The organism is Methanolapillus millepedarum, from assembly GCF_032594115.1.
Taxonomy (GTDB): domain Archaea; phylum Halobacteriota; class Methanosarcinia; order Methanosarcinales; family Methanosarcinaceae; genus Methanolapillus; species Methanolapillus millepedarum.
The window spans coordinates 1930323-1956509 of record NZ_CP131060.1 but is presented as its reverse complement, the minus strand read 5'-3'; the positions used below and the strand labels follow the sequence as shown (position 1 = coordinate 1956509).

The 26187-nt window shown below is 42.5% G+C and carries 26 protein-coding genes, 3 tRNA genes and 1 pseudogene; 24 read left to right on the top strand and 6 right to left on the bottom strand.

Features of this window, described 5'->3' with window-relative positions; genetic code table 11:
* Positions 1 to 157: 157 nt before the first annotated feature.
* The 5 genes from MsAc7_RS08900 to MsAc7_RS08880 all read left to right on the top strand — a co-directional run bounded on the left by MsAc7_RS08900 (position 158) and on the right by MsAc7_RS08880 (position 2545).
* On the top strand, positions 158 to 439 hold the full coding sequence (locus MsAc7_RS08900) for a ferredoxin-thioredoxin reductase catalytic domain-containing protein (RefSeq protein ID WP_338102559.1): 282 nt from the start codon (positions 158 to 160) through the stop codon (positions 437 to 439).
* Positions 440 to 554: 115 nt separating this feature from the next.
* On the top strand, positions 555 to 752 hold the full coding sequence (locus MsAc7_RS08895; protein WP_338102558.1) for a hypothetical protein: 198 nt from the start codon (positions 555 to 557) through the stop codon (positions 750 to 752).
* A gap of 176 nt (positions 753 to 928) precedes the next feature.
* A tRNA-His gene (locus tag MsAc7_RS08890) sits at positions 929 to 1000 on the top strand.
* A gap of 342 nt (positions 1001 to 1342) precedes the next feature.
* A complete protein-coding gene (locus tag MsAc7_RS08885; protein WP_338102557.1) occupies positions 1343 to 1798 on the top strand; it encodes a universal stress protein in 456 nt (151 codons plus the stop codon).
* A 489-nt stretch (positions 1799 to 2287) separates the two neighbouring features.
* Positions 2288 to 2545 (top strand): TfoX/Sxy family protein, encoded by a 258-nt coding sequence (locus MsAc7_RS08880; RefSeq protein ID WP_338102556.1) that lies wholly within the window; start codon positions 2288 to 2290, stop codon positions 2543 to 2545.
* Between the two features lie 137 nt (positions 2546 to 2682).
* Here MsAc7_RS08880 and MsAc7_RS08875 read toward each other — a convergent pair whose 3' ends face one another.
* From MsAc7_RS08875 to MsAc7_RS08855, 5 genes are all read right to left on the bottom strand, one after another.
* Positions 2683 to 5064: an arylsulfatase gene (locus MsAc7_RS08875; RefSeq protein WP_338102555.1), complete on the bottom strand. Its 2382-nt coding sequence runs from the start codon at positions 5062 to 5064 to the stop codon at positions 2683 to 2685.
* Between the two features lie 430 nt (positions 5065 to 5494).
* Positions 5495 to 7243, bottom strand: a complete 1749-nt coding sequence (locus MsAc7_RS08870) for an ABC transporter ATP-binding protein (RefSeq protein ID WP_338102554.1) — start codon at positions 7241 to 7243, stop codon at positions 5495 to 5497.
* On the bottom strand, positions 7243 to 9090 hold the full coding sequence (locus tag MsAc7_RS08865) for an ABC transporter ATP-binding protein (protein ID WP_338102553.1): 1848 nt from the start codon (positions 9088 to 9090) through the stop codon (positions 7243 to 7245). Before MsAc7_RS08865 ends, MsAc7_RS08870 begins: the two co-directional genes overlap by 1 nt.
* A gap of 226 nt (positions 9091 to 9316) precedes the next feature.
* A tRNA-Thr gene (locus MsAc7_RS08860) sits at positions 9317 to 9388 on the bottom strand.
* Positions 9389 to 9590: 202 nt separating this feature from the next.
* Positions 9591 to 9908 (bottom strand): DUF5611 family protein, encoded by a 318-nt coding sequence (locus tag MsAc7_RS08855; protein WP_338102552.1) that lies wholly within the window; start codon positions 9906 to 9908, stop codon positions 9591 to 9593.
* Positions 9909 to 10203: 295 nt separating this feature from the next.
* Here MsAc7_RS08855 and MsAc7_RS08850 point away from each other — a divergent pair, with 295 nt between their 5' ends.
* The 5 genes from MsAc7_RS08850 (at position 10204) to MsAc7_RS08830 (ending at position 15580) form a co-directional block, all read left to right on the top strand.
* On the top strand, positions 10204 to 11022 hold the full coding sequence (locus MsAc7_RS08850) for a hypothetical protein (RefSeq protein ID WP_338102551.1): 819 nt from the start codon (positions 10204 to 10206) through the stop codon (positions 11020 to 11022).
* A 293-nt stretch (positions 11023 to 11315) separates the two neighbouring features.
* On the top strand, positions 11316 to 12608 hold the full coding sequence (locus tag MsAc7_RS08845; protein ID WP_338102550.1) for an amidohydrolase family protein: 1293 nt from the start codon (positions 11316 to 11318) through the stop codon (positions 12606 to 12608).
* 440 nt (positions 12609 to 13048) lie between these two features.
* The gene (locus MsAc7_RS08840; RefSeq protein WP_338102549.1) at positions 13049 to 14503 is read left to right on the top strand and encodes a TIGR00297 family protein; all 1455 of its coding nucleotides are present in this window, start codon (positions 13049 to 13051) and stop codon (positions 14501 to 14503) included.
* Between the two features lie 136 nt (positions 14504 to 14639).
* A tRNA-Leu gene (locus tag MsAc7_RS08835) sits at positions 14640 to 14722 on the top strand.
* A 345-nt stretch (positions 14723 to 15067) separates the two neighbouring features.
* Positions 15068 to 15580 (top strand): Panacea domain-containing protein, encoded by a 513-nt coding sequence (locus MsAc7_RS08830; protein ID WP_338102548.1) that lies wholly within the window; start codon positions 15068 to 15070, stop codon positions 15578 to 15580.
* A gap of 724 nt (positions 15581 to 16304) precedes the next feature.
* On the opposite strand, the gene MsAc7_RS08825 is transcribed toward MsAc7_RS08830, so the two are convergent.
* Positions 16305 to 17348 carry a tyrosine-type recombinase/integrase gene (locus MsAc7_RS08825; protein ID WP_338102547.1) on the bottom strand — a complete coding sequence of 348 codons (1044 nt, stop codon included), beginning with the start codon at positions 17346 to 17348 and terminating at the stop codon, positions 16305 to 16307.
* A gap of 395 nt (positions 17349 to 17743) precedes the next feature.
* Between MsAc7_RS08825 and MsAc7_RS08820 the strand changes: the two genes are divergently transcribed.
* From MsAc7_RS08820 to MsAc7_RS08755, 14 genes and pseudogenes are all read left to right on the top strand, one after another.
* A complete protein-coding gene (locus tag MsAc7_RS08820; RefSeq protein ID WP_338102546.1) occupies positions 17744 to 18265 on the top strand; it encodes a hypothetical protein in 522 nt (173 codons plus the stop codon).
* A gap of 12 nt (positions 18266 to 18277) precedes the next feature.
* Positions 18278 to 18676, top strand: a complete 399-nt coding sequence (locus MsAc7_RS08815; protein WP_338102545.1) for an AAA family ATPase — start codon at positions 18278 to 18280, stop codon at positions 18674 to 18676.
* Between the two features lie 300 nt (positions 18677 to 18976).
* Positions 18977 to 19345, top strand: coding sequence for a hypothetical protein (locus MsAc7_RS08810; RefSeq protein ID WP_338102544.1), 369 nt, complete (start codon positions 18977 to 18979; stop codon positions 19343 to 19345).
* Positions 19285 to 19530, top strand: a complete 246-nt coding sequence (locus tag MsAc7_RS08805) for a hypothetical protein (protein ID WP_338102543.1) — start codon at positions 19285 to 19287, stop codon at positions 19528 to 19530. Before MsAc7_RS08810 ends, MsAc7_RS08805 begins: the two co-directional genes overlap by 61 nt.
* 3 nt (positions 19531 to 19533) lie before the next feature.
* Complete coding sequence (locus MsAc7_RS08800; protein ID WP_338102542.1) at positions 19534 to 19836, top strand: hypothetical protein; 303 nt, start codon at positions 19534 to 19536, stop codon at positions 19834 to 19836.
* 32 nt (positions 19837 to 19868) lie between these two features.
* Entirely contained in the window at positions 19869 to 20153 is a 285-nt protein-coding gene (locus tag MsAc7_RS08795) for a hypothetical protein (protein ID WP_338102541.1), read from the top strand.
* On the top strand, positions 20137 to 20688 hold the full coding sequence (locus MsAc7_RS08790) for a hypothetical protein (RefSeq protein ID WP_338102540.1): 552 nt from the start codon (positions 20137 to 20139) through the stop codon (positions 20686 to 20688). The genes MsAc7_RS08795 and MsAc7_RS08790 overlap by 17 nt, the downstream gene beginning before the upstream one ends.
* A gap of 85 nt (positions 20689 to 20773) precedes the next feature.
* Entirely contained in the window at positions 20774 to 21343 is a 570-nt protein-coding gene (locus MsAc7_RS08785; RefSeq protein WP_338102539.1) for a hypothetical protein, read from the top strand.
* On the top strand, positions 21327 to 21785 hold the full coding sequence (locus tag MsAc7_RS08780) for a hypothetical protein (protein ID WP_338102538.1): 459 nt from the start codon (positions 21327 to 21329) through the stop codon (positions 21783 to 21785). The genes MsAc7_RS08785 and MsAc7_RS08780 overlap by 17 nt, the downstream gene beginning before the upstream one ends.
* Positions 21786 to 21888: 103 nt before the next feature.
* Positions 21889 to 22176, top strand: coding sequence for a hypothetical protein (locus MsAc7_RS08775; RefSeq protein WP_338102537.1), 288 nt, complete (start codon positions 21889 to 21891; stop codon positions 22174 to 22176).
* Between the two features lie 241 nt (positions 22177 to 22417).
* Positions 22418 to 22957: a terminase small subunit gene (locus tag MsAc7_RS08770; RefSeq protein ID WP_338102536.1), complete on the top strand. Its 540-nt coding sequence runs from the start codon at positions 22418 to 22420 to the stop codon at positions 22955 to 22957.
* Between the two features lie 6 nt (positions 22958 to 22963).
* Positions 22964 to 24298 (top strand): annotated as a pseudogene (locus MsAc7_RS08765) (PBSX family phage terminase large subunit).
* Positions 24299 to 24364: 66 nt separating this feature from the next.
* Complete coding sequence (locus MsAc7_RS08760) at positions 24365 to 24649, top strand: hypothetical protein (protein ID WP_338102535.1); 285 nt, start codon at positions 24365 to 24367, stop codon at positions 24647 to 24649.
* A gap of 81 nt (positions 24650 to 24730) precedes the next feature.
* Positions 24731 to 26182 (top strand): phage portal protein, encoded by a 1452-nt coding sequence (locus MsAc7_RS08755; protein ID WP_338102534.1) that lies wholly within the window; start codon positions 24731 to 24733, stop codon positions 26180 to 26182.
* Positions 26183 to 26187: the final 5 nt, after the last annotated feature.

Here is a 26187-nt window from a genome sequence, read left to right as displayed (position 1 = left end):
CTTTTTCTGTTTTTCAATTATGGCTGTTGCATTTACAGGCCTGTGTGTTTGTTAAAACTCATCTCGTTTTTCATTCCGCTTTTAATTATAATCATACATAATTTTAAATAAAACAAACCCAATGAAGGCTTAATTAATTTTTCAAAAAGGTGGAAAAATGACTCTTGAAGAAACGAAAGAAAAAGTCAGGTCCTACGCCGAAAAATATGCGGCGAAAAGAGGTTTTCGTTTGAACCCGGATCCGGACGAATTGGATTTGGTCATTGAGGGATTGGCCAAACGGCGGGAACAATACGGCGTTCAATACTGTCCGTGCCGGATCATTTACGGAGACAAAACGGAAGACCGAAAAATCATCTGCCCGTGTATTTACCATGAAGATGAAATTAAAAATGATGGTGCATGCCACTGTGCTCTGTTTTTTAAAGGCGACGAATAATTTTCGAAATCTTCATTATTATTTTACCTATTTTTCCTGATTGTAAAACAATGAAACGGCGGGAAGATTCAAATAATTCAAAACCATTATCAGAAACAATTTGTGAGGGGAAAAAATGGACGAAAAAGAAAAACACTTGCTTTTACTTCAAGACAAAATGGAAAAAATGAATGAAGACGACCTCTATAAATTTGTATCCGAGAACTACCCGGAAGCCGGATGGTGCGGAAAAAAGAAATTGGTTGTCCGAAAAATATTGACATTTGAGCGGGCGCGCATTTACGGCGACAAAAGTCCGTTGTCACCGGAATAAATATCTGTTTTTGAAATATTTTTGCAGAATCCTTTGTTTTGTATTGAGTCGGTTGATTCATTCATACAAAACAAATGCGGATTTGTCGAAACATTTATATGAAAAAAACGGATTTATGGCATGCTTTAAGAAACAAAACCGCTTTTTTGACCGTTTCTTGGCGTTATTACATCGTGGCCGGGGTGGGGTAAAGGTTATCCTGAAGCCCTGTGGAGGCTTTGACCCGAGTTCGATTCTCGGTCCCGGCCCTTAAAAATAAAAACAAATAATAAATAAAAACAGATAAATGTTCGGAGAGATTCTCTCCAAACACCCCTCCCAACTCATTTTCGGTACATTCTGATTTGATCGGAAAACTCAGCCGCCGTATTTTTCGGAGCATTCAACAAATGAAAATTTGTCTTTTTGCCGTCTTTTGTTGTAATATGAATGCAGGCGCCCGGAACAGCGAAATAGCGGTAGAGGAAATCAAATGCAAAGCGTTTCGTTAAAGCGCATGTTGATGAGATGCTTATTTAAATCATGAATCCAATATTTATTTGATTTTTAAATTTGAAGTCAGTGATAAATCGAAATGGATGTGTCATGAAATGGACGAGAAGCTTTACCAAAAAATTATTGTGGCAACTGATGGAACAGACTATGTCAAAAAGGCAATCAATACCGCCATTTCCTTGTCAAAATTAACCGGCGCCGAACTGTACGCCGTTTACGTGGCCGATGTGTCAAACATCACGCCAACCAGTGCCGAATGGGTTTTAGTTTCTGAAAACATCAAAAAAGAATCGGATGCCGCTCTCGAATATTTCAAAATGGAAGCGGAAAAGGCCGGCGTCAAATATCAAACGATCAGCCTTTCCGGGTCCGCGCCGGGCGAAATTGTCCAATATGCCAACCAAATTAACGCAGACCTCATTATCGTGGGCGCTACCGGTAAAAAGACGCTGGAGAGAATTCTTCTCGGAAGTGTTTCGGAAAAGATTGTCCGAACCGCCAAGCAGCAGGTTCTTATTGTCCGGTATGACACGGCGGAAAACAAAAACTGATTTTCATCTTTTCTTTTTTCCCTTTTCTATTTTTGCGGCGAGCGGTTGCGCGCGCGTTATGGTGACACATTTTCTTTTGGATTCAACAAAAAGGGCGGTTTTTTGAAAACTCAAGTAAAGACAGCATCGATTTTATAATTGATGTCAAGCAAACCGTCCCGATTCAATCAGACGCAAGTTGCGTCTGATTGAATCGGATTTCATTCGAAAGATTGGGTACAGCAGTGGCAGATGCAATCTGAAACTGTAAATAGCAGGTGCAATCTGAAACTGTAACCGGCAGATGCAATCTGAAACTATAAACAGCAGGTGCAATCTGAAACTGTAACCGGCAGATGCAATCTGAAACTGTAACAGGTACAATCTGAAACTGTCAGCAGCAGGTGCAAATCGGAACAGTTAATAGCAGATGCAAATCCGAAATAAAAACTAAAATGGATCGGTACAAACAATAAAATAGAAAAGTGTCCAGATTTAAGTGTGGTCAATATGAGTCAGTCGGATTTGGAAAAATTACCGAACATCGGAAAAGTCGTTGCTGAAAAGTTGGTTGACGCCGGCATCAATACGCCGGAGGAGCTTCGAAAAACAGGAGCCAAGAACGCGTTTTTAAAACTTCGTCTTCGAGATCCGACGGCTTGCTTGAGCATGCTTTACGGATTGGAAGGCGCTGTCGAAGGAATCCGATGGCATTCTTTGAGCGATGAAAAAAAGAAGCAATTGAAAGAGTTTTATCAATCTCTTTGAAATATGTTTTTAAAAATTAAGAACGGAAATGAAAATTAAAAAAGGAAATGAAAAACCATGCCGGTTTTTCAATCCTTGTCTTTTATTTTTTCATTTGTTGTTGATTTGCGTATTCATTTTGTTTTTATTAATTATTTTTATTTCTTTTGTTTGCTCTGGTTCTTATCCGGTTTGGCGGTTTTATCCGTCTTCTGATCCTGATTCTTGCCGTCATCAATCAATTTGATATTGACAGAGTAGATTTTTCCTTTAAACATGCTGTCGGCAACGGTGTACTCTTCCGTGACCGGCGTTGCACGCTGGCAACCGACGTTTGCGGTTTCATCAAAAGAATAGAAGTAACCCATGGTGTTCTCAACCCGTCCTTCCCCTACTTTTTCATTGTTGACGTAAATCGTCGCCGTTCCGCCTTTTCCGACTCCGCCGTCATATTTGAAATCCAATTTGATTTGGTTTCTTCCATCGGCAAGCGGTTTATTGGAACGGGCATAGTAATGCTCCATGCTCACGAAGTTGTAACAGAAATTCGGCTTTCCGTCTTTGACATATAATGAATATCCTCCGAAACGGCCGCCCTGACTGAAAATCACACCATCCGTGAATCCTTTTTTCGTTTCAACTTCGGCGGTGATTGTATAGGATGTATTTTTCATGTTGAGGAAACAATTTTCCTTCAGGCCACCCATGCCGGGGCCCAAGGTGATTTCTTTTCGATCGCCCATTAAGGTCGGACGGTTGGCAAATTTGGCATTGAGAAGGCTTTGTCCACGATCATCCAATGGCAAAACGTTGTATTTTTCGGCTTCTTCAAAGTAGACCTTTTGCATTTCTTTTAATTTTTCCGGATACTTTTTGGCGATGTTGTTTGAGCAGCTGTAATCTTTTTCAATGTCGTAAAGTTCCCACTCGATATTTTCCATCCATTTCTTCAGGTCGAAACCACGTTCCCAAGGCGCGTTTGAAATCACGCCCGCAAACCATCCTTCATGGTAAACGCCGTAGTGCAGATCGATCGTGAAATATTGTGTTTTTCTTTGGTCCTTTGCCTTTTTGTCTTTTAAAGCGTAAACCATACTGACGCCTTCGATCGGTTTTTGCTCAACGCCATCCACTATTTTCGGCTGCGGAATTCCGCAAATGTCCAAAATTGTCGGTGCGACGTCAATCACATGGTGGAATTGGGAACGAACTTCCGTGTTGTCTTTGAATTTTTTCGGGTAATGGAAGATGAATCCGTTTCTGGTTCCGCCGAAGTTGGAAGCGATTGTTTTCGTCCACGTAAACGGTGTGTCCAGAGCAACGGCCCAACCGGCAGCATAGTGGTTGTTGGACATATCTGTTCCGAGTTCGTCTTTCCGGCTTAACACATAATCAAATGATTCCGGCACCATGTTCATTGTTGAAATCTCATTAAAAACGCCATGCAAATCGCCTTCCGGACTGGCGCCGTTGTCTCCCAAAATGTAGATGATAACGGTATTGTCCATGATGCCCAATTCTTCGACGGTGTCAATGACGCGGCCGATTTGGTCATCAACGTGGCGGGCATATCCCGCATAAATTTCCATCTGGCGGCGGTAGAGTTCCTTTTCTTTTTGAGGAAGGTCTGCCCACGTTTGGATGCCGCGCGGTTTGGGCGCCAGTTTCGTTCCTTTCGGAATAATACCCATTTCAATCATTCTGTCGTGTGTTTTTTCACGCAAAACGTCCCAGCCTTCATCGAATTGGCCTTTGAACATGTTTCGGTATTTTTCAGGCGCTTGGTGCGGCGCGTGTGTGGCGCCCGGCGCCAAATAAATGAAGAACGGTTTGTCGGGCGTCAACGTTTTTTGGAATTTCATCCATTCCAAACATTTGTCCGCCAAATCTTCGGATAAATGGTAATCCGGATCAGTCGGCGTATCAACCAATACAGTTCCATCAATAAGCTCGGGATTGAATTGGTTTGTTTCCGCGGATAAGAATCCGTAGAATTTGTCAAAACCGGAATATATCGGCCAGTGGTCAAACGGTCCGGAGATGCTGGTTTCCCAGGTCGGTGTTTCATGGCATTTTCCGAATTGAGCGGTGGAATAACCGTTGTCGCGCAGGACTCTGGCCAGCGGTGTGACGGATTTCGGACGCGTGCTGGTATTTCCGGGATAAGCAGTTCCGACTTCCGTAATTTGTCCCATGTTGCAGGAGTGATGGTTGTAACCGGAAAGGAGTGCGGCGCGGGTGGGCGCGCAGATGGATGTGGTGTGGAACCGGTTGAATTTAATTCCTTTTTTGGCCAGCCGCTCGGCGGTCGGCATCGGAATCGGTCCGCCAAAAGCGGACGAGGCGCCAAATCCCATGTCATCGAGAAGAACGAGAAGCACGTTTGGCGCGCCTTTGGGCGGCGTCACCGTAAAACGCGGCGGCGCTTCGGGAGCGTCTTCAAGGTATTTTGCTTTGATCGGTTTATATTTCGGCTCATGAATCGGTAAAACCGTTCTGTCTGGAATGAATGGCTCTTTCGGGTCTTGATATTTTGCCAATATGATTCCTCCTGGAATAATATAAAAATCATGGAATACAACGAATCAAACTTATTTATAAATTTCTATTTTATTATTTTTCATTTATATTTTAAACTTAATGAATATCATTTGAAATTGGAATGATGGTTGTAGCGATTTCAAAAAATAATCCGTGGTTTTTCCAGACTCGGATCCAAAACCGAATGCTGTAACATGTGCGTCGGCGACATCGCAAAAAAAGAAAAAAGAAAATGAAAAGAATGAATGCAAAATGAAACAAAGCTAAAATTAGAATAGTTGGAATTGGAATAAAGCTAAAATTAGAATAGTTGGAATTGGAATAAAGTTTAAATGAATAAAATGCAGGATTCCTGCATTTTATTGTTTTAAATCAATAGGTGTTCATTGATTTAATATCCGTTTTTCATATTTTATCTTCATTTCGTTTTCAATGATTTCCGGCTGACCACCCCAAACTTTCCTGCTGAATCCGGTACAGTTTTGAAAACAGACCGTTTTCAGCCAGCAGCTTTTCTCCTGTTCCTTCCTCTAAAATTCGTCCGTTATCCAAAACAATAATCTTGTCGGCGTCCAAAACGGTTCGAAGGCGGTGGGCGATGACGATGACCGTTTTATTTTGGATCAAGGCCGAAATCGCTTCCTGAATTTGCATTTCATTCTCGGGGTCAAGCGACGCGGTCGCTTCGTCCAAAAGAACGATCGGCGCGTCTTTTAAAAGCGCTCGGGCAATGGAAATTCTTTGGCGTTCACCGCCGGAAAGTGTATTTCCGTTTTCACCGATAACCGTGTTGTATCCGTCCGGCATGGCCCGGATAAACTCCTCACAGCGGGCTGCTTTTGCAGCCGCTACCACTTCGTCATCTGTCGCACCTTGTCGTCCGATCTTGATGTTGTTCATCACGGTGTCGTTGAACAAAACCACATCCTGAAAGACGAAACTCATATAATTCATCAGTCTCTCCGGATCGATTTCCCGAATGTTTTTACCGCCGACATAAATAGCGCCGCCGTTCACATCCCAAAACCGGGCGATCAGCCGGGAAATTGTACTTTTCCCGCTTCCGGACGGACCGACCAAGGCGGTTACACCATTTTCGGGAATTTCCAGATTTATATTTTTGAAAACGGCTTCCTCGTTATAGGCAAACGTGACGTCTTTAAATTGGATGTCATAGTTCGTCAAAACCGTATTTTCATCTCCGTCCATGAGCGGCTCTTTTCGAAGGGTTTGCATCCGCTTTGTTGAAACCATCATGTAAAGAAGTTCCGGCCAAAGCGTCAAAATCACGACAAGCGGCGTGTAAATTTTTGCGCTGATCATGACGAACGTCAAAAATGTCATCGCATCCAAGCTTCCAGCGGTGATTAAATTCACACCGACCCATACCACCAGTCCGATTCCGACTTGCAGCACCATGATTGCAAGCACAATGAAAACGCCGACGGCGCCTTCGAAAATAATAGCTTCTTTCATCATTGTCCGAAGTGATTTCTCAAGGGCTATTGATTTTTCGCCGGCAAGTCCGAACGCTTTAACGACTTTGATGCCGTCCAAATACTCTTGAACTTGTCCGGAAACGTTTAATTTTGCTTTAACATGCCGTTCTCCGTATTTTTTCTGAATTCCAAGGCTTAATGCGACAATTCCGATGGAAATCGGAAGGATGCAAAACATAGCGAGGGACATGCGCCAATCATAAAATGACAGCATAATACAGGCGATGACGACTGTAATGACAGTGGCAATCATATCCGGAACGACGTGGCTCATGACATGTTCGATGGACGCGCAGTCCGCCATCATATTGGTGGTGAGTTCCGATAAGTCCTTTTTATTGAAAAAGCTCAGCGGGAGGCGGCGGATATGTTCCGCAACGTCCAGCCGGATATTTTCCGATTCTGCATAGGCGACTGTAAATGTTTTTTGGTATTCGTATTTGTAAGCCAAAGCATAAAGAATGGCCGAAAAAATACCGCCGGCCAGAAGCATCCACAGTCGATTTGTATCCAAATCTCTGCCGGTCACAAGTGGGATGATTAAAGTCGTTATGACTTGAATGATGACCACAAACGGAAGCAGCAACGTCAAATTTGCAATCACGCAGGCAAAAACGGCTTTTTTCAAATCTTTGTAACCCTGATCGGAAAGGCCCAATCTCTCTTGAATGTACGGCATTAGTTCACCTCCGGTTTAGAGGCCAGCGTCCAACGCAGGGACCTTGTGTATTGTCCCCACATGCGGCTGTATCGTCCGCCGGCTTTGACAAGCGTTTCATGAACGCCTTCTTCCGCGACCTTTCCGCTGTCGATCACAACGATTTTGTCGGCGCCTCGGACGGTTGAAAGCCGGTGGGCGATGATAATCACGGTTTTGTCTTTCATGAGTTCTTCAAAGGCGCGCTGGATCTTGTATTCATTTTCAGGATCTGCAAATGCCGTCGCTTCGTCAAGCACGATAATCGGCGCGTCTTTTAAAATCGCACGCGCAATCACAATTCGTTGCCGTTCTCCGCCGGACAAATGAATGTTTTGGGTTCCGATGACGGTATCGTATCCGTTCGGCAATTTTTCAATGAATTCATGGCATTGGGCAGCTTTTGCGGCGCGAATGATGTCTTCTTTGGTTGCCTCTTTGTTGCCAATGAGAATGTTGTCGTAAACGCTTTGTTTAAACAAAAAGACGTCTTGGAACACGAAACTGACGATTGACATCAGATAATCGTCCGACATGTCCCGAATGTCAACGCCGCCGATTTTGACAGCGCCCGAATTGACGTCGTAAAAACGCGGAATCAAATGGGCAAGTGTACTTTTTCCGCTGCCGGACGGCCCGACCAAAGCGGTAATTTCCCCCTGCTTCGCGGTAAAAGACACATCAGAAAGGGCCATATTTTTTCCGTCTCTTTCTTTCCCGTTTCCTTCGTAGGAAAAAACGACATGTTCATAAGAAATATCGTAATTTTTCGTGGTTTTCGGGTTTGCGGTTTGGGGAAGGGTCGGTACATCCAGTATTTTGTCCATCCGTCCGATTCCGTCGGCGATTTGCCGTCCTGTTTGAGAAACGTACATGAGTTTCGTAAACGATGCCGGAATAGCAAGGGAGAAGATTAAGTAAAAGATGCAGGCCAACGTGAAATCTGAATAGTTCGTTACATTTCCGGAAAGCAGAATGATGACCGGAATCAAAAACAGGTAAATGTTGTTGATCATGACCATGAACAGCGTCATAATATTTTCAAAGGCTTCCGTGTATGAAAAAACGAATTTGCCGTAGTTTTTGATGGCGGCGTGAAATTTTCGAAATGAAAAGACGGTTTGATTGAACGCTTTGACAACTGATATTCCGCGGACATATTCAACGGCGGCGTTGTTCATTTCTTCCAGCGAATCTTGATAGGTTTTGAGGAAATATTGCGCGTCTTTTCCGGAAAATCCGGCCATTTGAACGCCGTAAGCCAAAACAACCGGCACAAGGCTGGCCAGTCCGAGACGCCAATCGAAAACGAACAAAATGACCAGAACCACGATCGGCGCCGCAAACGACCCGGCGATATCGGGAAGCTGATGGGCGATGAACCCTTCCAGTTTTTCGATGTTTTCATCGACGATTTTTCGGAGTTTTCCGGTGGAGTTTTCCGTATGAAATCCGAGCGGAAGGGACGCAATGTGTTCCGTAAATTCCAATTTCAGACGGTACATTGTTTTAAAAGCCGCGACGTGGGAACACATGAGTGCGCAAAAGTTCAAAAAGAGCGCCAACAGAGCCCCGCCGCCAGCAATCCAACCCAATCGGATCATGTATTCGGAATCCAGTCCGCTGAGGTTGGTAATGTGAGCCAAAAGCTCCTGAATAATGTAATAAATGGCAATGAAGGGTGAAAATGAAATAATGATGCTGATCACGGCCAGAATACAGGCGGCGATGACGAGTCCTTTTTGCATGAAGGCTAGTTCCCACAGGCGTTTCATACCTTTTTTTCGGACCGGTTGGTTGGTGTTTGAAAAGTCAGATTGATGATTCATTCAGCGTTTTCTCCTTTATTTTTAAGATAAACGCTTGTGTTATTAATTTTCATATATTTAAAATTATTCGGATAAACGAAATATATTTTATATAGCGAAATATAGATTTGTGAACTGATGTTGGAGTTATGTAGAAATTAGAACCGTAATGAACCGTCAGAAACAGTACCGTCTGCGGAACAGCAACAGAATCGGAACAGATTATCAAAATAGTTAATAAGAAAAAAGCCTTGACCGGGATTTGAACCCGGGACCTCTTCCTTACCAAGGAAGTGCTATACCGCTAAGCCATCAAGGCAAACAACCAATAAAACCGCTCAAAACGGCTGAGTAAAAACGTTTAGCTTTGGAAAGCAGACTCCAAAAAGGAATACTTCAAATATTAATCTTTTGGTGTTTTTTCGATTCCGGAGTCTTTAATTTATAAAAATGAAAACTTTTGAAAAACAAGGATAATTTTGTTGATTCTTTGTTTCATCTTTTTTATTTTATTCTTTGGATTAATCTTCGCCGCCAACTTCTTTTTTGGCGTTTTTCACGCGGTCTTTGGAAGAGTAACCGGTGGCTTTGTCCAAAAAGGTTCGAAAACGTTTATTGGTGTCTAAAACAGAATTGTCAGACGCGCCGGCGTTATCGGAAACGGTGTCCACGCAGAGTTTTTTGTTGTCAATCCAAACGGTGATTTTTTTCAAAACGCCGTAAGACGTCACTAATTTTTTGTTTTCCTCTTTGATTTCAGACCCGAAACATTCGGTGAGTAAACTTCTCATGCGTTCGATGTCCGGCGTAAATCCGCGTTTTAATTTGTATTCTTGCATAAATTTTCCCCAATGATTTGAAAAAGAGTGGATTCTCATTTGTTGTCTTTCATAAATATAGTTTTCCGAATCAAAAAATCAGGTCAAAAACGAATCAAACCCAGTCAAAACCAATCAACAAATCAAAAACCAAAAAAGGTCCGAATAGCCTTTAAAAATGTTTCGATTTTCCCAAAATCAGAACGTATATGAACATTCATGTTTGATGGTTTTGTTGCTCCCTTCTCATTTGCCGTTATATAGTCGATATTTCACAAAAATCAATTATCACAGACAGATAACAGGAGCGAATAGTATGCGTGAAAATCATTGTTTTAAAAAATCGGTTAAGTCCGTTCATCTTTTTTTGTTATTGACAATCATCAGCTGCGCCGTTTTTATATGCGGCGCCGCTGCGGCTGAAAATGAAATTGTGGTTCAAGACTCCGTTTCGCCGCTCAAACTCGATCTTCAGCTGGATTATTCAAACTCAACCGGCAGTACAACCGGCAGCACAATCGGAAATACGGTTTCAAAAACCGTTTATATCCGAAATACAGGCGATACGTCTTTAAATTACATTTTTTATCTGGATCAATCCGAAAAAACAGGAGTTTTGCCGCTGTTTTCATTGTCCGAATCTTCTGTCTCATTAGAGCCCGGGCAGAGTTATTCGTTGACGGTTTCTGTTCAAACGAATCCGGTAAAATCAGAATCGGATTTCTCGGACGTGAAATTAAAAATCATTCGAAATCCGGAATCAACAACGCCGGTCGGATATGTCGTTCCGATTCATATCACCACAACCGAGGAGAACAGTACCGGAAACGGTTCCGGCAACAGTGGAAGCGGCAGCAACAGCACAAACAGGACAAACAGTAATAACAACACAAAAAATACAAGCAGTAACAGCACTAATAGCACCAACAGCAACATTATCCATAACAGCAGTGGCAGTTCAAACAACACAGACAGTATAAACATGGCAAACGGCCATGATTCGACGGAGTCATCCGATATATTCCAAAATCCCAAAAGATCGGTGATGATCTTCTCGATATCGCTTATTTTATCTTTTTTGATTTCCGCTTGTTTTATGTTTATCGTTTACAGGAGGTATTTCCCGAAAAAGTAAACCTTTGGAAATGTAATCGGCAATCCAAATAAACAAAATGGTTAATATCAAAATTAAGTGCTGTCGCCCTTCACTAACGCCAAAGAATCATTCTTTCCGGTGATCCTTAGAGTCTTCTTCGGTTTCCCTCGTAAAGGGCAGTTGCGCACGGTTTTGTACCGCATTGGGGTTGTCTGAATCAATCACAGACGGATAATTCCGATTCTCATGCCAGGACCTATACAATGCGACGGGATAAATCTTGGGTAAAGGAATAAATAATTTGTCCTCCCTTTTAAAGGCGGAGACTCCAAATGTCCGGGTTTAATGAATCCGATTTTGACCGTGTCAACCGGCTGATTGAAAAAAATAAAAATCTTTCAAAAAGCGGCGGCTTTGGATCTTTGAATTCTTCGGATTGTTTTTCTTCTTCCGTTTCGTCTCCAAATTCCGTTTCCTCAGATTTGTCTTTGCGAAAAGATTTTGTTTATGACCGCGTCGTTTCCGGAACCATATTTTTAGGCGAAAATCCGGACATTATTTCCGGAAACATCTATATTGAAAACGGAATCATCGTTGATATTGAAGAGCGTCCGGTGAAATCCGATAATTGGATTGCGCCCCGGTTTGTGAATACGCATACGCACATCGGCGATTCTCTTCTGAAAGATCCGCCGCTTGGAAACGAACACGGATTTTGTATTGAAAAGGATTTGGACGCGCTTGTTAAGCCGCCAAACGGACTCAAACACAAATTTTTGTCTCAGATTGGCTTTGACGAATCCGTCGATGCGATGGAATCGGCCGTTTGGGAACTCTTTTTAAACGGTGTCGGGGTTTTTGCCGATTTTCGGGAAGGCGGGCTTGAGGGAACCGTCGCGCTTTTGAAAGCCGTTTCAAACACCGGTAAAGATATTTTTCCGTTTGTCTTCGGACGTCCCGGACATGTTTACGGAATCGGTTCGAATGATCATCCGAATATGGATTTTTTGGAAGAAGTGCGTGACATTTTAGAAGTTGCCGACGGAATCGGGCTCAGCGGCGCAAACGATTTAGATGATTATGTTCTGACCAAAATCACATCCAAGACCCACCTCAAACGGAAAAAGTTGGCGATTCATGCCGGTGAAAAAGATCGAAGCGACATAAAAGAAGCGCTTGCACTTTCTCCGGATCTTTTAATTCACATGACACATGCGAATGATTTGGATTTAAAAAAAGCAGCTGATCTGCAGATCCCGGTGAGTGTTTGCGTTCGTTCCAATTTAACCACCGGTGTCGGTCTCCCTCCGGTTTTGAAAATGCTGAAAAGCGGCATTTCCGTCAGCATCGGGACCGATAATATGATGCTCAATTCGCCGGATATGTTTGAGGAGATGCATTTCATTTCCCGTTTATATGGGCTTTCCGATCATCATGTTTTTAAAATGGCGACATCAAACGGCGCAAAAACGCTTGGTTGCGGATTTACAGGGTCGATTGATATCGGAAAAAAAGCCGACTTGATTGTTTTGAATTCCAAATCTTTGAATTTGAAAAATGTCCAAGATCCGCTGGCCGGTTTTGTCAGAAGGGCTTGCAAAGATGACATTTTGGGAATCGTATAAGTCTTTCAATTATGAATTCCGATTGGCGGTTGATGCATTCTATTTTCAGTTTCCGATTTGCACCTGCTGTTTACAGTTTCAGATTGCACCTGCTGTTTACAGTTTCAGATTGCATCTGCCACTGCTGTACCCAATCTTTCGAATGAAATCCGATTCAATCAGACGCAACTTGCGTCTGATTGAATCGGGACGGTTTGCTTGACATCAATGATAAAATCGCTGCTATCTTTACTTGAGTTTTCAAAAAACTGATTTTTGTGTTTATGGATTCCAAAAGAAAATGTGTCGCCATAACGCGCGCGCAACCGCTCGCCGCAAAAACCGAATCAAAAAAATAACCGAAAAACTTCAAATTCTTGGCAACACTATAAATAGGAAAAACGGAATGTGAATATCTTATTTAACAAAACGATAAACAGAAAAATCAAAATTCGGGTCAAATGATGAATGAAGCCAATGTTTCCGGCAGCGACATTGCCGCATGCAAACTATTTTATTTGACCAAATATGCGCTCGGTATTTTTGTGATCTTTTTGGCGCCGTTTTTAAACATGGGAAGCTTTGTTCTTCTATTTGTTTTGCTCTCGGTTTTGTCGCTCACGCCGGTCATGGAATTTGTGTCCAAAGCATTCGGTTTGACCAATGAAGCGAAAATCAAAAAAATTCGAAGCGATTTTCAATCCGCTGTCATCGTTCTAACGTTTGCATTTTTAGCGGTGGCCCTTCTGAATTATTTCAACTTTGTCTTTGAAAATTATATTTTGTTTCAAGGATTTGCCGTGATGATGTTTAGTTCTTACTCTTTGTATTCCATCACCCACAAAGTCACTCTTTTTGACGACTTAAACGACAAAGCGTCGTTTCAAAATGCGTCCCTGATTCATGAATTTATTTTGGTAGCTCTCCGAACCGCCGCCGCCTTTTTGACCGGCTGGTGGATCCTCTATATGACGCAAAGCACCGGAACTGAAAACTGGATGCTTGCGCCCGATCTTTTGAATCAATTAATTTTCATTTCGCTCATCGGCGCTTTCATCGGCAGCCTGTTTGAATCCATCCCGTCCGCCACCGACAAAAACATCTCCGTCTTTTTAGGATCCGCGCTTTCCATGTGGCTTTTGTATTTGTTCGGTTACCAAACGCCTTGGAACCAAACGCTGATCGCCGCCGCTTTTTCCATCTTTTTGGCCTTTTTGGCGTACCGTTATAAGATTGCGGACCTCTCCGCCCTTTTCAGCGCGGCCGTTCTCGGAATCTTAATCATTCTGTTCAGCGGTATCGAATGGTACATCCTTCTTGTTGCGTTTTTTATTCTCGGCGGCGGTTTTACGAAATATAAAATCAAATACAAGGCATCGATCGGTCTTGCCGAATCTAAAAACGGAATCCGCAGTTATGAAAATGTATTTGCGAACAGCATTTTCGCCATGGCACTTGCCGTCATGTTCGGCATCACTACCCAATATACAAATTATGCCTGGCTTTCCGTCCCGATTACTTTTGCATACGTCGGCGCGGTCGCCACCGCCACCGGAGATACAATGGCGAGCGAAATCGGAACCACCGCTAAAGGACCAACCTTTATGATTACCACATTCAAACGCGCAAAACCGGGACAAGACGGCGGTGTAAGCCTTCTCGGCGAATGCGCGGCGCTGCTCGGCTCCATCATCATCGGCCTGATGGCATTCTTTTTCGGCATGATTGATTCGCTGCCGTTGTCTTTGTTGATTGCGATTGCCGGCGGATTTTTAGGAACCAATATTGACAGTCTTCTCGGCGCAACACTTCAAAAGAAAGGTATTTTGACAAACAGCAGCGTCAATCTGGTTTCAACCATCATTGGCGGACTGATTTCAGGAATTTTGTATTTCATCATCCGGTTTTTGATATAAACCAAGGACAAAACAAGAGGAAAGAAGAATAGCTTGAAAAAGCCGATAGTTCATCATAACTTATTTATATTAAAAATCGGTTTTTAACCTGCAATTGGGTTGCCTTTTCTAAAAAATAAAATTAGATTCTTCATTTGCGGGGGTAACCAAGTGGTCAACGGTGATAGACTCAAGATCTATTCGCGTAGGCGTTCAGGGGTTCGACTCCCTTCCCCCGCACTGTTTTTCAAAGAAGAATAATGTTTAGAAGTTCGGTCTTGCTCCACTCGTCCTTACTTTTTTTAAATAAGAGCTTTGAGCGATTGAAACGCACATCATTTTCGTGACGTCACGAAAATGATTTTAAATCAGACCTTTCAGATATTGAAATTTTTATAAAATATAGAATATAGTCAGAACTCTATCCAAAATAAGAGTCAGCAAACTCTGTCAAAACTGCGGGACACTGATAAACTTCATATATTAATCAAACCTATTACAAATTGTATCAAAAGAGAAACTCTTTTATATTAGTTCTGTTTTTGGACACGAAAAACGGCATCAAAACACACTTGGAGTGATTAAATGACGCCACACGGAGAAGAAATTGTCCCGGTGCAAGCAAGAGCCGGTTCAGATTTAGATGTTGACATTTTCGATGTCGCTAACTGGTTTTTGAGCAAAGACTCGTTGCAACACAAAAAGCTTCAAAAGCTTTGCTATTATGCTGTGGCTTGGAGTTATGCTTTACTTGAAAGACCTGTTTGTAAAAACGATTTATTTGAAGCATGGGTTCATGGACCCGTTAATTCGGATTTGTTTACAAAATATAGAACCAATGGGTGGCTTCCAATACAAAAACTATCACAAGCGGCAGCCTCAAAATTCGATCCATTGTCTGAAGAGGTGTTGGAATTTGTATGGGAATCATATGGAGACTTGACTCAATTTCAATTGGAGAATCTATCTCATTCGGAAATACCTTGGCAGAAGGCAAGAGGTGGCATTCCGGAAACAGAACGTTCAAATGAGATTATAAACCCAGAAGATATGAAGAGATTCTACCGTGAGCTCTTCGAAGAAAATCAGAACGACTGATTAAAATGACATCCACGGGGAGAAAATTTAATCCTGGGAAGAATTCATCGCCGTTGTCCGGTGGTACCCAGGACGTCTCAAAAAAAGCTCCAAAACTTGCCCCGAATCAACATCTTTTGGTCAAAGAGATTGATGATAAGCGTTATATCCAATTCAGATTTCACGACATCGGAAGTTGTTGTATTGCTCACGAATGTGTTTGTAAACAAGAAAAAAGCTTAAAGATTGCATTAGATGATTTCTTTTCCAGGTCGTTCGGTTGTCCGGTTCTAGAATTTAAAAAAATGTAGCTTAATGACAGTTCAGGGAGAAAATCCGAATCTTTCATTGATCCTGAACATCCGGACCGTGGTAGATTCGATATAGAACATGTAAGAGTCAATGATTTATACAGAATACATGGATACTATACTGGAAACATATTCAACATAGTTTCTCTTGATCCATATCACATGGTTAATAAAACACAAAAATCTTAAAAACGGTTTACAATTATCGATTTTCTGTCTTTTCACTATACAATTCGTTGAAACGATTGTGACAACGATTTTCTGTCTTTTCACTATACAATTCGTTGAAACGATTGTGACAACGATTTTCTGTCTTTTCACTATACAATTCGTTGAAACGATTGTGACAACGATTTTCTGTCTTTTCACTATACAATTCGTTTTCGGGGGAAACGTTCATTCTGAACGTTTCCCCCGAAAACGGTTTTTCTCACTTAAACCCTCAACTCCGGAACCGCAACGGAATGCGCCTCACAAAGCCGGTATGTCGGAATGTGGTGATACCGGCCTTTCGACCCGGACCTTTTATCGCCGCGCAGCTCTTCCACATAAGAGTCCTTAATTGGGGATTCCTCTATTTCTGTTGTAAACCAGTGCCGGAGACAATGTGGGGAAAAGCGCTCATTCAACCGGCCTCCGGGTTTGTGAATTCCCATCGGAACCGCGCATTTTTGAAGATATTGACGAATCCGCTCTCCGTTGATCCGCTCCTTAAATCCCCCGCCCAAAAACGCCGGCGAATCCAATGTCAGGACTTCCCCCCGACGAACACGAATTTTCCAATACTCGAGAACCAATACAACCATCTGTTTATCAAGGGGGACTCTGCAATTCGTCCGCTTGGCATGAGAATTAATATTTAAAACTCCTCCGGAAAATTCAAACGTCGAAATATCCAAATCCTTCAAATTATCAAGCTTGAACCCGACGATATCAAAATTTGAGATATTCAGAGCCGGCAGCTCTTCGCGGCGCATTCCGCTTTTCGAATAATAGACAAAAACACATTTCCAAAGCGCACTTTTGTCGGCGTCATACTTCCCATTCCGACGGTCGACAAACGTCCCGGCCCAAGTAATGATATCCTCAAGAGTTGGCGTGTCAACAATTTGGCGTTCCTCCTGGACAATTTTGTAGGGGCAACGGTACCTTTTCTGAAATGTCACTACCGGATTCTCTGAGACGATGCCTTCTTCCATGAGGTACAAGAAAAAGGAATTCAGACCACCGAGGTATTTTCCCCAGGTTTGGGCTGAAATTTTGCAAACGTTTTTGCATATGTCGAGATACCTAAGCAGATGCGGCCTATAATCTTGATATTTCCATTCATACTCCGTTTTTGAAACGCTTAATACCCATACCCAAAGCCGGGCCATCCGAACATATTTGTGCGCCGTTTTTGGATTACACATTGCAGAACAATCATCTTCAAACCCATTAAGAACTTGATAATCCGATGGTAGCGTTTCCGTAATCATTTTTATGAGGAGGTCTCTCTACTCCGGATTATTTTTAAGAGACGGGATACACTTCAACTCTTCAAGTCTGTCATTCATTTTGTCTTCTAAAATCATTGAAATTTCTCCTTTCTTTAATAAAAATATTAAGATTGTCGTGTGTGGTTTTTGAGCCTATTCTAAATGATTATAAACATTTTATATTTTCTCAAATAGCGCTATTTTAAGATTGTCAATTTTAACAAGATAGTCAAAATATTTCTTTTTTTTGGTTTACATTATATTTTATTAAAATAAAAGAAGAAAGAATAAATATTAATATTACCTTTTAAAATTGACAACTTTAAAAGAGGTCAGAAGATATGGAAAATAAAGAAACCCAAGAATTTGAATGGAGCGCTGGATTCATTCCTGGAATGGAAGGGACACCTGATTGGCTAATGGACGCATTCCTCGGCGGAATGATCAACGTCGACATCGAAGGTACCGGCTTCAAAGAAAAATCAAAGCGTGCAACAATCCGGGACATCGGGGGCATTAATTGTGGGCTTGAATGGCCCATTTGTGAAAGGGATACACTCCGAAATTATGAAAAATACATTTTACTCGTCGGGTACGATCCTCGCCGACTTGGAGTTTTTTTTAAACACGGGGCATCACTCGAATTACTGAATCATGACGATATCACTGCACTAAAAAAGCTCCCCGACGAGCAATGCAGAGGACTTAAAGAAAAATTGGAAACCACAGACAACTGGGCTGGCCGCAAAACAGGAATGGTCTGCAAAACGTGCGTCTTTTACGTTCCGAAAAAAGATTCTCAAGGAACCGAAAAACTTGGTCGCTGCCGCGCATCGCCGCCGACGATGAGGGGATTTCCGGTCGTTTATCCGACAGATTGGTGTGGCGGACACCGAATCGACGAAAACAAAATTTGAGGGGTTGAAACAATGATCATTACAATCAGCGGTTTACCCGGCACCGGGACAACAACAATCTCAAAAAAACTTCTCAAAAGCAAAACATGCACTCAAATGATCTCCGCCGGCGAAATTTTCAGAAATATGGCAAAAGAGAGGAATATGTCACTTGAGGATTTCGGAAAGACCGCCGATTTCGACCTGTCGATTGACCAAGAACTGGAAGAACGGATGAAACAATCCGCAAAATGTCACTCTGATGACAATTTTATTCTTCTTGAAGGACGCCTTGCGGCAATGGCGGTAGAACATTTCCCACATGGAGACGTTCTGAGAGTAAAATTGACAGCCGAGGACATGACCCGTTATAAAAGAATTCAACACCGAGAAGGCGGAATATTAGAAGTTCTGATTTTAACTATAAATTGAGGAGTGAGCGGAATGACTAAAACAACATATGAAGGATGTCAAAACTGCGGATGTGAATCCGAAATTTTAATAGACCGTGTCGGAATTTGTGAGCATTGTGGAGAAGAAATCTTTCCGTGTTCGGAATGCCCAGATATGGAAAATAAATCAAGCCCTTATTGTTCTTGGGACTCTGAAACGTTTGCTTGCTTACATTTTTGTCATTCAGACGAACATGTGAAAAATCAAAAAAGGTCTATTAAATGAGGAGTGAGAGGAATGAGTGGAATGATATTTCAATATCTCTAAGGGATTGACACAATGACAGAATATTTGCCTTTATACAGTCTTTGCAGCAGTGATGAAGAGCTTTTAAAAAACGATACTCGTTTTTACGGGCATGTTTCTGCGGAAAAATTCTCGGAAGAAACCGGAATTAGTCAAAAAAAAGTTATCGAAATAATGGACAGAATCAATTCAGAAACAGGTTCATCATATCATTACGTTGTTTGGAATGGCGTTCCGCATCTTTTTTACTGCACGGAATGTGAACTCCAAAAACACGAAATTCCGGGAAGTGATGAGGAGTTCTGGAAATCCCGAGCGGAAGAGGAAATTATGATGGCCAAATGGCACAAAAAGAATGGGACGTTGCAGTACGACTCAATTTCCAAGAATGGGGGCAGATGATTATGTCGGATTTAAGTAAACTGTCAACAGAACGGATCTTGGAGTTAAAAAACTCAAGGACACGAAGAATTGCCGAGATGAAAAAACAAGATCCATGCGGGTGGTCCTCTCAAAACAGAATTCGTTCTTATGAAGACCACATCAAATCTTATGACGAAGAACTGGCCAGAAGAGGAGTTGTTTAAAAAATGGAAAACTCAATGCGGTCTCAAAAAGAAATATGGGATGAACTTAAAGACTTGGAGATAGAACAGAGGGTTCGGAATAGCACAATCCAGTCTAGTCAAAACGTTGCTAATGGGATCGAAATGGTTATTGGTATTCTGGGTTCCGAACTATCTGATCATAAAAGAACTGCGAAAGAATCCGCAGAGCGGTCAATAGAACTCGACAAACAAATTCAAGCCCTTATGAAAGAAGGTGCTGAGGCAGAAAAAAGAGAAGTTCTTGAGGGGAAACGGTTCAATATGGCGACCGGAGAATACGAGTGAATTAAGGAGGGATAAAAATTCATAGTTTAAACATGCAGGTCGATTTAAGAGAAAAACTCACAAAATCTATTGAAAAGGCAACAGAAGACGCCCATGATTATGTTCTTGAAAATGTTTTCACGCCGGGAGACGCGATTGAAATGTTGGCCTACGCAAAATTTCTCATGTTTTCCGGCATGAAAATTTTAGAGGACACAGGAATGGGGAAAGATTCAATAAAAGAGATTTCAGACAAAATGGATGAAACTATTGAACCAATCGCGAGGGACTTGATTGAGTTTGAAATAAGGGGCGTTAAAAATGGATCAACAGTTTGAATTCAAAATCGATGGAATAAGATTCAAAAAGGGAATGAATCTGCCACATCTTTATGCTGTTCTCGAACTCGAACCTCTCTTAGATTTCATGGCCGGCGATTATTTCCAAGACGACCGAGATTTTATCCAAGTCTACCCGCCAACAGCAATAAGAGGTGCGTTTGAAATGTGTAAATTCGAAGGTGAAACAAAACAATATTTCGAAGAAATTCTGTTCGCGGACCCGGAAAATCCCTACACAATTGGCCGAGATATAACCGAATCCGAATATTTCGACATGCTCGAAGAGTGGGGAATATTCGAGAAAAATATCAAAAAAGCAGTCATCAACCAACTGAAATGCAGGATAAACGGGGCGTGTGAAATGCTTCTGGACAACATTGGAGTTCTTATTTTAAAAGAACTCGAATTGGATGGAATGAAATGCGAAATGTACGGAGCCGAATATGATGTAGATGTTGAGATCATCGAAGCACCTAAACTCCGTATAAGGTTCAATCGCTCTCCAAGACGACTGAATACGATTGATTCATAAATTATTTATATCATCGACCACTTTTAAAATTGACAATCTTATTTAGGAGGAGTTAAAAATAGACACTGATTTTTTATTTGATAAGATGAAGGAACACGGAGACACAGTCGATAGTCTCGGCGAGGTTTTTGACATCGGCCCAAAAACCGTCCGGCTGAAGCTGGGCGGCCACATTTCATTCAGTCCGGCGGAGTTAGACTATCTCATCACGAAGTACAAATTGTCTGACGAGGAGATTAAACGCGCGTTTATCGGAGATTCTGACGAGTTCCTCTTAAAAAAAATGAAGGAACACGGAGATACAGTCAAATCAGTCTCGGACGAACTGAACATGACGGAAGAAAAATTCAAAAACAAACTCTCCCATAAAGAAAAGTTTACAGAGGACGAAGTTTACTTTTTGATAAATAAGTATCATCTCAGCGTCAAAGATAGCAGACGCGCCTTCTCAAGTCATATCAAAATGCTCCGGACTCAAAAGCGGATTTACGCGAAAAATGAAAAAACCGGCGAAGAAAAGATTTTTGTAACGGTCGCTGCAGCCGCAGATTTTTTTATGATATCGCCCACAATAATTCCGACGTATATCAAAAACAGCAAACGACTCCCCGGAAAAGGAAAAGACTGGGAGGTTCGGTATGGCGAAGAAGACTAATTTAGCAAGTCAAAATCCGCCTGAAAAAAACGAAAAGAAAAAAACAAAACGGGAAGGACGAAAAGAGCTTCAGAGCGAAATCGAACTAATGAGTTCAAGAGACATTTCCTCTGAAGATAAAATAAAAATCTCTCTTCTTGTAAACGAAATAAAATATCTCCGCGATGAAAAAAATGCAATAATGAAAGCGGAAAACGAAAAGAAAAGAGAATTAATGGAACTTTTCAAGAGAAACAATCTAAAACAGTATGGTAAAGGAACGATTGAGGTCGAGTATGTCGAATCTACGATTGAAGCGGTCATCGACTCCGAAGCTTTGCAACAAGAGGCACCGGATTTGTTCTTGGCATACATGAAAACAATTCAGAGAAGAGAACATTTCGTTATCCGCGACCTTCCGGAATCTGACGACAAAGAAGCAAAATATTGGTTTGGATTGTGAAGTCAACTAAATTTGAAAAACGAGCGTAAAAATTGACGTTTCTCCCGTTCAATTTTTGCAAGTGGATAACTCAACTAAAATTTATAAGAAGGGAAAATAGAAAATGACAAATGAACGAATATCCGAACTGATTAATGATTTGCAGATGATCGTCCGGGAAAAGAACGATTTGGAAGAGTCTGAAAAGGCAATCCGATCTGAACTGTTCGACCTGTTCGGCGAGAATCAAATTGAAAAAATGACCGCCCACGGGGCGACTGTCAGTGTCATTCCGGAAAAAATCTACCGGAAAGTGGATTCGAATAGGCTTAAAGAGGAGTTGCCGGACGTTTATGAAAAATACTCTTATGAGGCGACGACGGCGGCGCATTTGAACGTTCGGGTTAAGTGAAAAGGTGAAAACGTATGTGTGAAAAATCAAAACGGGAGCAAGTGGAGTTAGAATGGATACGGGAGATGCAAGACCGCCACTCAAAAAGATACCCCATCGAGTATATGGGCAAATGGGGGGACAACGACACGAAAAAGAACGAAGAAGAAGCTCCGCCAAAAAAGTGAAGATATGTGTGAACAATGCGAAGCAGTTCGTAGGAAGTGCACTGGCTTAAGTAACGACTTGACGGAGCAAATCGTTGAGGCTGACAGCCAAAGAATTCACCGGAAAGAACTCAATATACCCGCCGGCACTTACCTACCCACTGGGTGGGAAATATACTACTCAAGCTTATAATTTACTATTTTTAAAAAACGGCTCCACACCACAGGAGCAGGAGTTGACCTTCATGGCCAACGTGGGAGAAAAAATAACGGAAAAACAAAAAAAATTTGCAGAGTATTACGTCAAAGATGGAAACGCTACGCAGGCCTACAAAATGGCTGGTTACCGTTCCAAAAATGACCAAACTGCGGGTAGTTGTGCTGCAAAATTGCTTAAAAAACCCCTAATTTTGCATGAAATTGACAAAATTCGTCAGGAAATTCGCAAAAACAGGATAGCAACCGCAATCGAGCTACAGGAATTTTGGACGGAAAAAATGAAATATGCTGAAGACCCACGGGATCAGCTCAAAGCGTCTGAACTGCTAGCCAAAGCTCTCGGAATGTTCCGCGACAACGAACCCCACGCATCGCCCCCGATCATCGTCATCGACGTTGGCAATATGAAAGAATAATCCTGAATGCGGATATTAGCTCTCCGGATTTTACTTTTTTTAGTAATGGTCGTGAGAGCGCATGCTCCGTCCGCAAATAGTGTGGTTACGGCCAGCGCAACGAAACTTTCTGAAATCGTCGGCGGTGGGTATAAGGACTTCTGGGAGTTCAAGGGCAGGTATAGAGTCGTCAAGGGGTCGCGTGCATCTAAGAAGAGCAAAACGACCGCTCTCTATTACATTTCAATGATGATGCTCTATCCGGACGCCAACCTCCTCGTCGTCCGGCAAGTGTTCGAAACACTCCGAGACAGCTGCTATGCAGACCTGTAGTGGGCCATTAACCGCCTCCACGTCGCACCGTACTGGCACTGCGGCAAATCCCCGTTAGAGATGCAGTACAAACCAACCGGCCAGAAAATCCTTTTCCGCGGGTTTAACAATCCCCTTGGGATTACATCCATCTCCGTGACCGTGGGCGTCCTCTGTTGGGTCTGGATTGAAGAGGCGTACCAAATCACCAAAGAAGCGGATTTCAACGTCCTGGATGAGTCTATACGAGGCGTCGTGCCGCCGGGACTTTGGAAACAGATCACACTCATCTTCAACCCGTGGTCGGACCAGATTTGGATTAAACCACGTTTTTTTGATGCACCGCCGGACCCGGACGTTTTCACAAAAACGGTCACATATCACTGTAACGAGTGGCTGGATGAGTCTGACAAACGAATGTTTGAGCGGATGCGCATCAACAACCCAAGACGGTATCAGGTTGCCGGCATGGGGGAATGGGGAGTCATCGACGGGCTGGTTTTCGAGAACTGGGAAGTCAAAGAGTTCGACGTCGATGAAATCCGGAAAAAGAAAGGAATTAAAGCGCTGTTCGGGCTTGACTTCGGTTATACGGTTCACCCATCCGCGTTCGTTGCCCTTTTTGTTGACGAAATCAATTACATAATTTACGTTTTTGACGGATTTTATGAACACGGGCTATCCAACAAACGCATCGCAGAGATTCTTCACGAGAAAGGATATCAGAAAGAGCGGATCCGTGCGGACAGTGCTGAGCCGAAAAGCATTGACAATCTCCGCGACGATTTTGGAATTCGAAGGATCGTACCGGCGGATAAGGGCCCAGATTCTGTGAGGCACGGTATTGACAAAATGCAGGATTTTCACATTGTAATTCATCCACGATGTCCCGGATTTATTCAAGAAATTTCGCTTTATCAGTGGGCGGAAGACAAATTTGGAAAAAAGACCGGGAAGCCAATTGATGAGCATAACCATGCCATCGACGCCACCCGGTATGCCTTGGAGGATTTGGGCAAGGGACGGCGTTTCGGGTGGAAGAAAAAATAACGCGCCGAGGTTTCATTTATATAGTTATATCAAACAGATTACAAAAACACAATTGAGCGATACAAAATGACTCTTGTTTTAGCAATACGTGACCCAGAGACAAAATCCTGCTGGGTGGGAACAGATAGCAGGATTTTGTATCAAAACTGGTTTGTCGAAACGACTACAAGGTCTACTGAAAAAATAATGAAAAGAGATTCTTGTATTATTGGCCATTCCGGTCATCTCCGCGATGGAAATCTCATAGATGAGAACTGGTTCCCCCCACTAGAAATTCTTTTAAAACACCGGGGCGAAGTTCAAGATTTTTTACAAAATCAACTAAATTTGAAAAACGAATGTAAAAATTGACGGTTCGCCTGTTCAATTTTTACGAATGGACAACTCAACTAAAATTTACTTTAAAAACCAAAAACGGAATAGTGAAAAGCGATGGTACAGTTAGACGCGACGTCAAACGACTACACAAACGAAGAATTTATCAGAAACCAAATCACATCGTGGAAAAGCAGCCAAAGGCGCCATGACATGGTCGAATCGCAGGAATATTTTGCCGGGAATCAAAAAATTCTCACCAAAGCGAGAACCATGTCCGGCGAAAACGGCAAACAAATGCCGCTTCCGAATCTGCCGAACAACATCCTAACAGATAACATGTACGGGCGCCTTGTCCGACAAAAAACAAATTATCTTGTCGGAAAACCAATTTCATTCAAATCCGACAACAAAAAATATGAACAAGAACTCACGCGAACGTTCGACCGCAAATTCAAGAAAACACTTTCCGGAATCACAAACGACGCGTGGAATTGTGGAATCGGTTGGTTGTTTCTTTATTATGACGATATCGACAAGAGTGTCAAATTCAAACGCTTAAACCCGGTCGAAATCATTCCGTTTTGGGCCGACGACGAACACACCGAACTCGAATTCGCAATCCGCGTTTATGAAACAAACATAATCGAAAACAACTTCATCAAAGTGATTGAACGCGTCGAGGTGTACTCGCCAAACGGGGTCACCACATACGATTACACAAACTCGTCGTTGGTAAATAAAAAATCAGTCGGATATGCGAATCTCACCACCGCTGATGGAATCATTCCGTACACATGGCGAAATAAAATACCTCTCCTTGCATTCAAATCAAACTCTTCCGAAAACACGCTTTTGAGCCGCGTCAAATGTTTCCAGGATGCGCTGAACCACTTGTATTCCATTTGGAAAGACAACATGGACGAGGATGCTTGGACCACAATGCTTGTTTTGAAAAATTATGAAGGAGAAGACTTCGCAACGTTCAGAAACACGCTCCGGAATTACGGCGTCATTCCGGTGGCATCGGTGGACGGTGTTGAGGGTGGCGTTGAAAAGCTTACGCTAGAGGTCAATGCGTCAAATTACGACATCCTCCTCCGCGCAATGAAATTGACAATCCTTGAAAACGGCGGCGGGTACGATGCGAAGAGCGCAAACTCAGGATCCGACCCGAATGAAATGAATTTGAAATCCATGTATGTTGACATCGATTTGGATGCCGACGACATGGAAACGGAATACCAATCGTCACTTGTTGACGTTATGGATTTCGTAAACTCGACGATTCCAGGAATTACCGATGACGTAAAAACGGATTTGAAAATCATCTTCAACCGAGACACTGTCGTCAACACTGCTGAAATAATGTCATATCTCATCGCGTCCGGTGTCAAAATCTCAAACGAGACGCTTCTGTCGCAGGTTCCGTTTGTCGATGACGTAAAGGCGGAAATGGAACGGATCGGAAAAGAGGAAGAGGAATTAAGAAAACTCAATGATCCATACGCCGGCGTTTTCGACGAGGATGAACACGACCACACCGTCGATGACGAAACAGAAGAATGAGGAGG